The 12,382-nt window shown below is 72.1% G+C and carries 11 protein-coding genes; 6 read left to right on the top strand and 5 right to left on the bottom strand.

Annotated features, from left to right (window positions below; genetic code table 11):
• Positions 1-21 precede the first annotated feature (21 nt).
• From J8G10_RS02075 to J8G10_RS02060, 4 genes are all read right to left on the bottom strand, one after another.
• Positions 22-1,269, bottom strand: coding sequence for a kynureninase (locus tag J8G10_RS02075; RefSeq protein ID WP_251438826.1), 1,248 nt, complete (start codon positions 1,267-1,269; stop codon positions 22-24).
• Positions 1,266-2,153 (bottom strand): hydrolase, encoded by an 888-nt coding sequence (locus J8G10_RS02070; RefSeq protein ID WP_251438825.1) that lies wholly within the window; start codon positions 2,151-2,153, stop codon positions 1,266-1,268. Before J8G10_RS02070 ends, J8G10_RS02075 begins: the two co-directional genes overlap by 4 nt.
• Before the next feature lie 3 nt (positions 2,154-2,156).
• Positions 2,157-2,948 carry a tryptophan 2,3-dioxygenase gene (locus J8G10_RS02065; protein WP_251439372.1) on the bottom strand — a complete coding sequence of 264 codons (792 nt, stop codon included), beginning with the start codon at positions 2,946-2,948 and terminating at the stop codon, positions 2,157-2,159.
• Between the two features lie 236 nt (positions 2,949-3,184).
• Entirely contained in the window at positions 3,185-4,483 is a 1,299-nt protein-coding gene (locus J8G10_RS02060) for an HNH endonuclease signature motif containing protein (protein ID WP_251438824.1), read from the bottom strand.
• Positions 4,484-4,756: 273 nt separating this feature from the next.
• Here J8G10_RS02060 and J8G10_RS02055 point away from each other — a divergent pair, with 273 nt between their 5' ends.
• A complete protein-coding gene (locus tag J8G10_RS02055; RefSeq protein ID WP_251438823.1) occupies positions 4,757-5,653 on the top strand; it encodes an EamA family transporter in 897 nt (298 codons plus the stop codon).
• A gap of 57 nt (positions 5,654-5,710) precedes the next feature.
• Here the strand turns inward: J8G10_RS02055 and J8G10_RS02050 are convergent, their stop codons facing one another.
• Positions 5,711-6,457: a GntR family transcriptional regulator gene (locus tag J8G10_RS02050; RefSeq protein WP_251438822.1), complete on the bottom strand. Its 747-nt coding sequence runs from the start codon at positions 6,455-6,457 to the stop codon at positions 5,711-5,713.
• Between the two features lie 172 nt (positions 6,458-6,629).
• Between J8G10_RS02050 and J8G10_RS02045 the strand changes: the two genes are divergently transcribed.
• The 5 genes from J8G10_RS02045 to J8G10_RS02025 all read left to right on the top strand — a co-directional run bounded on the left by J8G10_RS02045 (position 6,630) and on the right by J8G10_RS02025 (position 12,381).
• Entirely contained in the window at positions 6,630-7,556 is a 927-nt protein-coding gene (locus J8G10_RS02045; RefSeq protein WP_251438820.1) for a phosphate/phosphite/phosphonate ABC transporter substrate-binding protein, read from the top strand.
• Between the two features lie 178 nt (positions 7,557-7,734).
• A complete protein-coding gene (gene phnC / locus J8G10_RS02040; RefSeq protein ID WP_251438818.1) occupies positions 7,735-8,616 on the top strand; it encodes a phosphonate ABC transporter ATP-binding protein in 882 nt (293 codons plus the stop codon).
• On the top strand, positions 8,613-10,352 hold the full coding sequence (gene phnE, locus J8G10_RS02035) for a phosphonate ABC transporter, permease protein PhnE (protein ID WP_251438816.1): 1,740 nt from the start codon (positions 8,613-8,615) through the stop codon (positions 10,350-10,352). The genes phnC and phnE overlap by 4 nt, the downstream gene beginning before the upstream one ends.
• Positions 10,349-11,614, top strand: a complete 1,266-nt coding sequence (locus tag J8G10_RS02030; protein ID WP_251438815.1) for a TIGR03364 family FAD-dependent oxidoreductase — start codon at positions 10,349-10,351, stop codon at positions 11,612-11,614. The genes phnE and J8G10_RS02030 overlap by 4 nt, the downstream gene beginning before the upstream one ends.
• Positions 11,611-12,381: a phosphonatase-like hydrolase gene (locus tag J8G10_RS02025; protein ID WP_251438813.1), complete on the top strand. Its 771-nt coding sequence runs from the start codon at positions 11,611-11,613 to the stop codon at positions 12,379-12,381. Before J8G10_RS02030 ends, J8G10_RS02025 begins: the two co-directional genes overlap by 4 nt.
• The last annotated feature ends 1 nt before the right edge of the window (position 12,382 follow it).

Here is a 12,382-nt window from a genome sequence, read left to right as displayed (position 1 = left end):
GCTCGTGGTGAGGGGGACGACTCAATGCGTGAGCGCGTCGCGCACGGCGATGACCCCGAGCAGGGTCTCCTCGTGCGAGGTGCTCAGCGGGGACAGGCCGAGCCGGATCCCGTCGGGGAACCGGAAGTCGGGGATGACCCCCTCGCCCCAGAGCTCCTGCGTGACCGCCTGGAAGTCGGGGTGGCCGATCGTGACGTGGCCGCCGCGCAGGGCGCTGTCGCGCGGGCTGAGCAGCCGCACGCCGAGCGGGACGAGGAGCTCGTCCGCGGCGCGCACCGCGAAGTCGGTGAGCGAGACCGACTTCGTGCGCACCGCCTCGATGCCCGCCTCGGCGATGAGATCGAGCATCGCCTGCATGGCGAGCATGCTCGTCACCGGCGGCGTGCCGCTGAGCAGCTGCCGGATGCCCGGGGTCGGCGCGTACTGCGGGCCCATCGCGAAGATGTCGGCGGCGCTCCACCAGCCCTGGATCGGCTGACGGATGTGCGGCTGCAGGTCGCGGCGCACGTAGGCGAAGGCCGGGGAGCCGGGTCCGCCGTTGAGGTACTTGTACGTGCAGCCGACGGCCAGATCGGCGCCGCTGTCGTCGAGCCGCACCGGGACGGATCCCGCCGAGTGGCACAGGTCCCAGAGGATCAGGCCGCCCGCCTCGTGCACCTGCGCCGTGATCGCCGCCATGTCCGCCAGGGCGCCGGAACGATAGTCGACGTGGCTGAGCACGACCAGCGCGGTGCGCTGCGACAGCACCGGCGCGAGGTCGTCGACCGTGACGCCGTGCACCGGATCCGGCTGCACCCACACGAGCTCCATGCCCAGCTCGGCCGCGACGCCCGCGGCGATGAAGCGATCGGTCGGGAAGTTGCCCTCTTCGATCACGATCTCGGTGCGCCCCTCGCCGGCCGCCGCGGCACCCGCGCGGATGAGCTTGTAGAGCACCACGCTCGTCGAGTCCGCGACGATCGTCTGCCCGGCGGCGGCGCCCAGGGCGACCTCGGCGATCCGGTCGCCCAGCCGCTCCGGCAGGTCCATCCACTGCTCGTCCCAGGAGCGGATGAGGCGCGTGCCCCAGTCCTCGCGGACGAATGCCGCGAGCCGCTCCGGGACGACGGCGAGCGGCCGCCCCAGCGAGTTGCCGTCGAGGTACGCCTGCACGCCCGGCGCCTCCACGAACGCGTCGAGGTGCGCCCGCAGCGGATCGGCGGCGTCGAGGGCGCGCGCCGCCGCGAGCAGCTCCGCGGTGGTGTCGGCGGGGGCGGTGGGGTCGCTCATCGGGTGCCTTCCGTTTCGGCGGGTTCGAGGGAGACGGGTTCGAGGTGGACGGGTTCGACGTCGAACGGGTCGGCGTCGCGGGCGGGGAGGAGGAACCGCCGGCCGGCGGTCGCCGCGACGGGCACCAGCGCGCGGATCAGCGCGGCGCCGCGGATGCCGGCCTCGCGCAGCGCGCCGACCTCGGCGGGGTTCAGATCGACCGGGGTGTCGCCGTTGCCCATGTCCGTGCCGTAGCGCACGGTGCCGCCGTGCGCGTGGAAGCGGCGCACGTTGTCGATCGCGATCTCGCGCGCCTCGCCCTCGTGGATGCCGAGAGTGGAGATCCAGGCGATCCGTCCCGCCTGGCGGGCCACCTCGTCATCGCTCAGCCGCTCGGTGAAGGGGGCGTGCGCGAGGGCGCGGACGCCCAGCCGCGGCATCCGCTGGGCCTCGCCCGGCCCCTCGGCGTGCGCGACGACCGGGAGCCCCGCCTCGTCGGCGGCGCGGACGATGCCGGCCACGAGCTCGTCGCTGAAGACCGGCCCCGCCGTGCTGTTGCTGGCGATCTTGATGACGGAGGCTCCGGCCGCCTTCATCTCGGCGACGGCGGCGACGGCGCCGTCGAGGTCGTCCAGTTCGCGCACGGATCCGGCGGGCGCCCAGGAGCGATCCGAGGGGTAGCCGCCGGTGGGGGTCAGGAACGCGCCCGCGTAGGAGATCGCGATGCCGTGCGGGTCATGACCGAAGCGCTCCGAGACCGCGCCGGCGATCCGCGCGATCTGCACCGGATCCGACCCGAGGTCGAGTCCGCGCCCGAGCCTGCTGGATTCGAGCAGGCCGACGTCCACGAGCTGCAGGTGCACGTGGTGATCGGTGAACCCGCCGATGGAGAGGGCTTCCGCCATCGGTCACCGCCCGATCTCGGTGCGCACCGCGTACAGCTCGGGGAAGAAGGTGAGATCGAGGGCGCGCTGCAGGAAGTCGACCCCGCTGGATCCGCCGGTGCCGACCTTGCGGCCGATCGTGCGCGTGACGGTGCGCAGATGCCGGAAGCGCCAGAACTGGAAGTTGTCCTCGACGTCGACGAGCTCCTCGCACGCCTCGTACAGGTCCCAGTGCTCGTGCGGGTTCTCGTAGATCGCGGTGAGCACCGGCACGAGCGACTCGTGCATGCGATACGGCTGCCGCACGTCGCGCTCGAGGATCTCGGCGGGGACCGGCAGCCCCCGTCGCGCGGCGAGCCGGAGGAACTCGTCGTAGAGCGTCGGGCGCTCCCACTCCGCGGTCAGCATCGCGAGGTTCTCGGCGTGATCGCGGAACGCCCCGAGCATCCGCTCGTTCTTGTTGCCGAGGGCGAACTCGACGGCGCGGTACTGCACCGACTGGAAGCCGGAGGAGTTGCCGAGGTCGCCGCGGAACTCCGCATACTCGGTGGGGGTCAGGGTGGCGAGCACCGACCACTGCTGGGTGAGCACCTCCTGGATGTGCTTCACCCGGGCCATGTGCTTGAGCGCCGACCGCAGGTCGTCCTCGGCGAGCCGGTCGCGGGCGGTGCCGAGCTCGTGCAGCACGAGCTTGAGCCACAGCTCGGTGGTCTGGTGCTGGATGATGAACAGCATCTCGTCGTGGTGCTGCGGCACGCTGACCGGATGCTGTGCGCCGAGGAGCCGGTCCAGGTCGAGATAGGAGCCGTAGGTCATCCGATCCTTCAGATCGGTGACGATGCCCTCTTCGAGCGCGCGTTCGTTGTCCGCCACCGGCGACCTCCTCGTCGTGTACGTCTCCAGTATTTCATCGGCGCTTCGGAAGCGTCTGTGATCGGAGCCATCGCCCCGCCCCCTGATCCGTCTCGCTGCACGTGCCATCGGCTGCGCGAGTGTGCAGGCGAGGACCTCCGCCCGTGTTCGTTCTCGCCCGCGCTTGTCTCCGCCTGCGGTCATGCGGCGGCCGTGCGGGCGGAGTCCTCTTCGGGCGTGTCCTGCGCCACGAACATGACCCGCGGCGGCGGCGCGTCCGAGTACTCGACGCCGGCGGGGGTCGTCCAGACGATGGTCCCGTCCCGGCGCTGGCGCGCGGTCCAGCGCCACCTCGCGTCGACGTCCGGGTGCTTGAGGGCATGGTGGGTGGCGCAGAGGCACGCGAGGTTGGTGATCGCGGTGGGGCCGCCGCGGGCGTGGTCGTAGGTGTGATCGATCTCGCACCTGCGCGCGGGTCTGCGGCAGCCAGGGAACCGGCAGGTGCGATCTCGGGCGCGGAGATGGCGCCGCATCGCCGCGGTCGGCTGATAGGCGGTGGTGCGGGTGATCATCCCCGCGTCGTCGAGGTGCAGTCGTCGCCAGGAGGCGGCGGACGCGGCGAGGTCGCGCGCGAGGTCGGCGTCTGCCGGGCCGTGGGCGTCGAGCTCGGCGAGGCGGTCGTCGATCCCCGCGAGGGTGGCGGCGCTGACGGTGACCTGCACCGTCGGGCGGATGCTCTCGAGGATGTCGGCGTCGTGGTCGACGCGGCCGGTGAGGAGGCGCAGCAGGATCCGGTCGCAGCGCACCTGATCCAGGGTGCGTGCGTCGCCCAGCGGATCGGGGTCCGCGCCGTCCTGCTTCGCCGCGCGGAGGATCGCATGGCCCTCCTGCGTGACCAGGTCGTACGCGGAGTGGATGAGCACAGCGGGGCCCGTGACGTGCAGGCTCGCCTGTCCGCGGCCCTCGTCGGTCACCGTGACGAGCCGCTGATCCTGTGCGCGGTCGTGCTGCTCCTGCACGGTCGCGGGCGCGAGGGCGGCGACGACGCTCTCGGCGAAGGCCTTCGTGCGCGCGCGGGTCTCCGCGGAGGCGTAGGGGACGACCGCCGTCTCGTAGGCGGCCGCCACGGCATCGTCCCCGGCGGGGAGATCGCGCGCGGCCTCGACGATCACGTCGGCGTGCGCCAGCGTGAGCGCACCGACGGCGAGGGCTTCACGCGTGCCAGGGAGGCGCTCCTGCAGGGTGTGCGCATTGGCGAGCTGCTTCGCAGCGGCGTAGGCGGTGATGCGCAGCCCCGCGGAGAGCTCGCTGATCATGGATCGTTCGGCCTGCTCGAAACCGTCCTGCCCCGGACGGATCTCATCGAGGAGCAGCCGCACCCGTTCGGCCAGTCTCTCCGCCTTCCTGGCCTGCAGCCGGGAGATCTCGCGGTCGATCTGCGCGCACTCCTCGACCAGCGCCGCGCTAGGGCGAAGCGTGTGGTCGAGGGCGGGTTCCATGCTTCCAACCTAGAACGCAGCATCGATGCTGGAGAGGGGAAGAGGGGATCTGTGGACAACCGGTTTCGCACATCCGTATGACGGATCGAATCGCGGGTTCACGGGGTCGCGCGGGCGTCGCTAGGCTGTCCCGTGACAGCGCCTAGGGTTCCGGGGTCCGCCCGACTGGTCCGAGCGGCGCCACGTCGGGCCTTCGTGGGCCCGACGTCATCTGAACGGACAAAAGCCTGGAGGAACCACGTCCGTCGCGCCCGCGCCGGACCGAAGGTTCCCATGTCGCTCGTCGCTCTCGTCCTCGTCTTCTCCGCCGCCATCGCTCACGCGGGCTGGAACGTGCTCGCGCACGGCGTCAGCCGCGCCGGCTACCCGTTCCTGTGGTGGGGCGCCGTCTCCAGCACGCTCGTCTGGATCGGCGTCGTGCCGTTCACCGGCGGCATCGGCACGGGGGACGTCGGCGGCTTCGTGCTGGGCGTGCTGGTCTCGAGCGTGCTGCACGTGACCTACATGGTCGTGCTGCAGCACGGCTACCGCGTCGGCAACCTCTCGACCGTGTACGCGACGGCGCGCGGGACGGGGCCGTTCCTCTCGGTCATCATCGCGATGACCCTGTTCGGCGAGCGGCCCGCGCCGGTCGCCCTCGTCGGCGTCGCGGTCGTGATCATCGGGATCGTGGCTATTGGCTTCGTGGACCGGGCGGGCTCTCCGGCCCCGGCGATCCCGGATCCGCTGCCGGCACCCGGACGACGCCGCATCGACCCGGGGCTGCTCTTCGGCCTCCTCACCGGAGTCACGATCGCCGTCTACACGATCTGGGACGCCTTCGTGGTGCGGGCGCACGGCCTCTCGCCTGTCGCGTTCATGGTCGGCACCGCCGCGATGCAGATCCCGTTCTACTCGTTCGCGGTGCGCGGGCGCTGGGCGGCGCTCGCCGCGTTCGGACGCCTCGAATGGCGCCGGATCCTGGCCTTCGGGATCCTCTCGCCGCTCTCGTACATCCTCGTGCTGCAGGCGATCCGCATCGCTCCCGTGGCGCTCGTCGCGCCGCTGCGCGAGGTGAGCGTGGTGCTGGTGAGCCTGTTCGGGGCGTTCGTGCTGCGCGAGGGGCGCCCGGCCTGGCGGGTGGGGGCCGCGGCGATCGTCGTGGCCGGGATCGCGCTGCTGGCGGTGTGAGCGCGCTGCCCCGGGACCCGGGGGTCGTCAGGGGTGCGCGGGCCCGCGGCGGACGGCTCAGCCGCCCACGGCGCGCAGGTACTGCCCGTCGGAGGAGATGCCGGATCCGGAGACCGTGAACCGCACGATGCGGGAGAGATAGCGGTCCTCGCTGGCCTCGAAGATGCGCCCGTCGGCGTCGCGCGAGGTGCGGCTGAGGCGCAGGATCGGGGCGCCAGGAACGACCTCCAGCAGCGCCGCATCCTGCTCGTCCGCGGCGACGGCGTCGATCTCGTGCTGCAGGCCCACGATCGGGTGGCCCTGCGATGCCAGGAATTCGGTGATCGAGATCGCATCGGTGTCGACGCTGAACAGCAGGCGGCCGACCTCTTCCGTGTAGAAGAGCCGCTCGAGCATCGTGGGGCGGTCGTCGAGGAAGCGCAGCCGCACGACGCTCACGATGGTGTCATCGGGATCCACCCCGAGGGCCTGAGCCTTCTCGGGTCCGGCTCGGCGCAGGCTCAGCTCCTGGGTGCGGGCGCCCGGGCGGGCGCCGAGCTCGCGGGCCCAGCGCGTGAACGGCACCGACACGTCCACGGCCTGGGTCGCCTTGCGCTCCACGACGCGCGCGGGCCTTCCGCGCGCGGTTTCGATGAGCCCCTCGGCGCGGAGCGCGGCCAGCGCGTTGCGGATCGGGCCCCGCGAGGTGCTCCAGCGCTCGGCGAGCTCCGCTTCCGTCGGCACCGCGTCGCCGGGGCGGAGGCGGCCGGAGGCGATCCGGGCGCGCAGGTCGTCGGCGATCTGGGTGTAGACAACCTCGGGCACATAGGCATACTACTTCGTCGCCTCGGTGAGCGCACCCTCGTTCCAGCAGTGTTCATGCAGGCGAATCGCGGGTGAACAGTCGAGGAACAGTGCCGAGGTAGGTATACATCTCGGCCGCGAGCTTGAGAGAGTCTTCGAGGATCCCCTCCGCACCAGAACCCGAAAGGTCCTCATGAAGCTTCGCGCTCTCACCGTCGCAGCCGGCGCCGCCGTGCTCGCCCTCGGCCTCGCCGCATGCTCCGGCGCCGCCGGCGCCGCCACCGGCACCGACGCGCCCGCTGCCGCGAACGGCGGCTACGCCGTCGACGCGAACACCCTCGTCTTCGGCGTCGTGCCCGACTCGGTCGACACCCAGACCAACTACCAGCCCCTCATGGACTACATCGCCAAGGAGACCGGCAAGAAGGTCGAGTACCACGAGTCCACCGACTACGCGGCGCTCATCGAGGCGGCCGTCGCCGGCAAGGTCGACGTCGCCTCCTTCTCCGGCTTCACCTACATCACGGCCACCAACGCCGGCGCGAAGCTCACCCCGATCTCCTCGATCGTCACCAAGCAGGGGCAGGAGCCGGGCTACTACTCCGAGGCGATCGTGCCGAAGGGCTCCTCGATCACCTCCATCAAGGACTTCAAGGGCAAGAAGGTCTGCTTCGTCGACCCGTCCTCGACCTCGGGCTACCTGTTCCCGAGCTACAACCTGCTCAAGGACGGCATCGACCCCAAGACGGACGTCACCCCGGTCTTCGCAGGCAAGCACGACGTCAGCGTGCAGAAGGTCGGCGAGGGCACGGAGTGCGAGGCGGGCTTCGCCGAGGACTCCGAGGTCGCCAAGAGCGACAAGGTCACCGTCGTCGACAAGACGATGGTCCCCGGTGCTCCGCTGGTCTACAGCTCGGCGCTGCCGAAGGAGACCGCCGACAAGGTCGTGACCGCCCTCAAGGAGGTCACCATCGACGACATCGTCAAGGCCGGCATCAAGGGCGCGGACAGCGACGCCTTCAAGGCCACCTTCTACGCGACCAAGCCGGTCGACGACAAGTACTACGACATCATCCGCGACATCTGCGACAAGACCAAGGCCGACCAGTGCAAGAAGTGATCTGACCGATCACGCCCCCGAACGGGGTCGTCGAGCGACACGTCGACTCGCGCTGCTCGTTCGGTGCAGGTCTTCGCGAGACGGAACGCGGTCGGATGCGAGAGCACCGCGTTCCGTCTCGGTCGCCGTTCCCGCGTCCTCGCTCGACGACCCCGTACACACCCAGGAGCGCAACATCATGAGCACGGCAACCACGGAGCCGGTCATCCGCCTCTCCGGCGTCACCAAGCGGTTCGGCGCCACCACCGCCCTCACGGGCGCCGACCTGGAGGTCGCGCGCGGCGAGATCGTCGTGCTCCTCGGTCTGTCCGGATCCGGCAAGTCGACGCTGCTGCGCCACCTCGACGGCCTCGAGACCCCGACCTCCGGCACCGTCGAGGTGCTCGGATCGGCCGTCCCGACGCTGAAGGGGAAGGCGCTGCGCGGCCTCCGCAGCCGGGTCGGCTTCATCTTCCAGCAGTTCGAGCTGGTGCCCTCGCTGACCGTGCTGGAGAACGTGCTGACCGGATCCCTCTCGTCCGTGCGCGGTCCGCGCCTCGGGCTCTGGGGCTATTCCAGGGATGCGAAGCTGCGCGCCCTCGGCCACCTCGAGCGGGTGGGCCTGCTGGAGCGCGCCTACCAGCGCAGCGACACCCTCTCCGGCGGCCAGCAGCAGCGCGTCGCGATCGCCCGCGCGCTCATGCAGCGCCCCGAGATCCTGCTCGCCGACGAGCCCGTCGCCTCGCTCGACCCGGAGTCGAGCGACCAGGTCATGGCGCTCATCCGCGAGATCGCCGCGGACCAGGGCCTCACCGTGGTGTGCAGCCTGCACCAGGTCGACCTCGCGATCAGCTGGGCGGACCGCATCGTCGGGCTGCGCCACGGCGAGGTCGTCCTGAACACCTCCACCACCGGCCTCAGCAAGGCCGAGGTCATGGAGATCTACGGCCGGGTCGCCACCACCACGGCCGACCTCACCGCCGTGACCACAGAGCTCATCGCGCAGGGCATCGCGACGCCCGCCGACGCGGCGACAGGCGCGGCGGCCGTGGGGTCGGCCGCCGCCGGGGCGCAGGCATGACCGCGGTCGCCTCCCCGCGCCGCGAGGGCTACGTCGGCGGCCTGCTGTCCCGGGCGCCGCGGCCCCGGATCTCCCCGGAGCGCATCGCCGCATCGCTCACGCTCGTCGTGCTCGCCGGGCTCGGCGTCGCCTCGCTCGTGCAGAGCGGCTTCTCGCTCTCCGGCGTCCTGTCGAGCTGGGGCAACGCGCAGCGCTTCATGACCCGCGTGGGAGCCCTGACCTTCCCTGCGCCCCTCGACCTGCTCTGGCTGATCGCACTCACGGTCGGGCTGGTGCTGGTCGGCACGCTCGTCGCCGCCGCGCTCTCGGTGCCGATCGCCTACCTCGCCGCGGCGAACACCACGCCCGGACCGGTCTGGCGCGGCATCGCCCGCTTCATCGGCGTGCTCACCCGCTCGATCCCCGACGTCGTGCTGGCCATGGCGTTCGTGCTGATGTTCTCGCTGGGGACCCTCCCCGGCATCCTCGCGATCGGGATCCACTCGATCGGCATGATCTCGAAGATGTTCGCCGACGCCATCGAGCAGATCGACGAGGGGCCGCGCCTTGCGATCCGCGCAGCCGGGGGCACGAAGCTGCAGCAGTTCACCGCGGGCGTCCTCCCGCAGGTGCTGCCCAGCTGGGTCGCGACCGTCCTGCACCGCAACGACATCAACCTGCGCGGCAGCGTCGTCCTCGGCTACGTCGGCGTCGCGGGCCTGGGCCTGGAGATGTCCTACGCGTTCAAGGCGCTCAACTACGGACGCGGTCTCGGGATCGCCCTCGTGATCTTCGTGCTCTGCGTCGTCATGGAGATCGTCTCCAGCGCCGTGCGCGGGGCGATGCTCGGCGAGACCGCGCAGACGCGCTCGTGGATCGACCGGATCCTGCATCCGCGTCTGGGCCGGCGCGCCGGTGCCGTGAGCGCCACGGTCCCCGCTGCGAAGCCGGCCTGGGCGGCGACGCCGGAGACCGCCGTGCGGCGCCCCTGGACCCGCGAGCGCCGCCGCAACGCGATCGCCGGCGGGATCGCCGTCGCGATCGTGATCGGCAGCCTCCTCGTGTGCCGGATCCAGTGGAGCGATCTCATCACGGTGTGGGCGAGGATCCCCGAGACCGCGGCGAAGTTCTGGCCGCCCGACTTCGGCAACTACGACACCGCCGTCATGCTCGGCGCCATGCGCGACACGATCGCGATCGCGCTCGCCGCCACCGTGCTGACCCTGCTGCCCTCGCTGCTGCTCGGATCCTTCGCGGCGCGCAACGTCGCCCCGAACGGCACGGTGCGTGGCATCGCCCGGTTCCTGCTCGTCGGCATCCGCGGGATCCCGGAGCTCATCCTCGCGATCGTGCTCATCGTCGTCACCGGCCTCGGCCCCACGGCGGGCATCGTGGCCCTCGCGATCGGCGGCATCGGGCTGCTCGGGAAGCTCGTGGCGGACTCGTTCGAGGAGGTCGACCGGGGACCCGAGCGGGCCCTCCGCGCCGTCGGCGCGACGCGGCTCCAGACCTACACGGCCGCGACCGTGCCGCAGGGCACCCGCGCGCTCATCGGGCACAGCTTCTACATGCTCGACACCAACATCCGCGCGGCGACGATCCTCGGCATCGTCGGCGGCGGCGGCGTGGGCTACTACCTGCTGAACGCCGGCCAGGGCTCGCGCTATGAGGTGGTCACGGCGATCGTGCTGATGATCCTCGCCACGGTGCTCGTGGTCGAGGGCCTCGCGATGTGGATGCGGAGGGTGTTCCGATGACGGCTTCTTCCCCCGACCGGTTCGACGTCGCGATCGTCGGATCCGGCATCGTCGGCCTCGGCGCGGCGTACGCGGCCGTGCGGCGAGGGCTGCGCGTCGTGGTCGTGGACCGCACCGAGCGCCCCGTGGGCGCGACGATCCGCAACTTCGGACACCTCTGCATCGGCGCGCAGGACGGCCCCGCGCGCGCCTACGGCGAGGCGTCCCGCGGGATCTGGCTCCGCCTCGCGGCAGAGGCCGGATTCTGGGCCCGGGAGAGCGGCACCCTCGTCGTCGCCCGGGCGGAGGACGAGCGGGCGCTGCTGGAGGAGGCCGCTCGCGCCGAGGCCGGGGCCGAGGCCGGAGGCGGCATCCGTCTGCTCTCGCCCGCCGAGGTGACCGCGCTTGCCCCGGTGCGCCCCGACGTCGTGCACGGCGGCGCGCTCGTGGCGGGCGACCTGCAGGTGAACCCGCGGGAGGCCGCCGGCGCGATCGTGCGGCACCTCGCGGCGCTCGGCGTCGAGTTCCGCTTCCGCACCGCGGTCGCCGAGGTCGGCACGGGGCTCGTGCGCACGACCCGCGGCGACATCGCGGCGAGCGACGTGGTCGTGGCCGTGAACCACGACGTCGATCAGCTGCTGCCCGCCCTCGCCGAGCGCGCGGGCGTGATCCGCTGCGCGCTGGACATGATGCGCGTCGCGGCCGATCTCGCCGCGCCGCTGCAGGCGCCCCTGCTCACCGGCTGGTCGCTCGTGCGGTACCGCCGGTTCGCCGGCCTCGGCACGGCGACGGTGCTGCGCGAGCGGCTGCACGCCGAGCGCCCGGAGCTTGCCGCACTCGATCTGAACCAGATGTACACGCAGCTCCCTGACGGCACGCTGCTGCTCGGCGACTCGCACCACAAGGCGGTGCAGCCCGATCCGTTCCAGCCCGAGGCCGCGTTCGACGCGTTCCTCGCCGAGGCGCGTGAGCTCTTCGACATCGGCGGGATCCGCGTGATCGAGCGCTGGCAGGGCGTGTACGCCGCCGCGGGGGAGGAGTTCCTCATCGAGGAGGCCGCCCCGCGGGTGCTCGCGCTCGCCGCGACCACGGGCATCGGCATGACCACGGGTCTCGGTCTCGCCGAGATCGAGACCGCCCGCGCGTTCGGCTGGGCCGGATCCGGATCCGGGTCAGACGACACCGGCAGGTCCGTCGCGGACGCCGCACAGAACCCCGCCATCGTCGGCGGCGCAGGAACGACCGCCACCGTCGGCGGCATCGCACAGGAGGAGAACGCATGAACCCGCACACCCCGATCGAACTGGTCGTGCTCGACATGGCAGGCACCACCGTGCTCGACGACGGCATCGTGGAGCAGGCGTTCCAGCGCGCCGCCGAGCGCACCGGGGTCGCTTCCCGGATCGGCGGGGACGCGGCGCTGCAGTACGTGCGCGACACCATGGGGCAGTCGAAGATCGACGTGTTCACGCACCTCGCCGACGGGGATGTCGAGACGGCGGAGCGCGCCACCGCGCAGTTCGAGGCCGCCTACGCCGAGATCGTGGCGGAGCAGGGCGTGACCGGGATCCTCGGTGCGGCCGACGCCATCCGGGCGCTGCGGGCCGCGGGCCTGAAGGTCTGGCTGACCACGGGGTTCGCCCCGGTCACCCGTGACGCGCTCCTGGATGCTCTAGGCTGGCGCGACCTCGTCGACGGGGTGCTCAGCCCGGTCGACGCGGGCCGCGGCCGCCCGGCTCCCGACCTCGTGCTCACCGCGCTGCTGCGCGCCGGCGCGTCGTCGGTGCAGGCCGTGGCCGTCGCCGGCGACACCGTGAGCGACGTGCAGTCGGGCCGCCGCGCCGGTGCGGGCTTCGTGGCCGGGGTGCTGACCGGTGCGCACGATGCCGCCGCGCTCGCGGCCGCGGGTCCGGACGCCGTGCTGCCCGACGTCACCGCGCTCGCCGCCGCGCTCGTCGAACGCGGGCTCGTGCCCGGCCTCGCGGCGGAGCCCCCGGCATCCGCCACGCTCGCGCCGGAGCCCGCCGTCGCGCCGATCGCGGCCGGCTGAC

The organism is Microbacterium sp. USTB-Y (assembly GCF_023703415.1).
Taxonomy (GTDB): domain Bacteria; phylum Actinomycetota; class Actinomycetes; order Actinomycetales; family Microbacteriaceae; genus Microbacterium.
The sequence above is the reverse complement of the archived record's forward strand: the minus strand, read 5'-3'. Positions and strand labels throughout refer to the sequence as shown.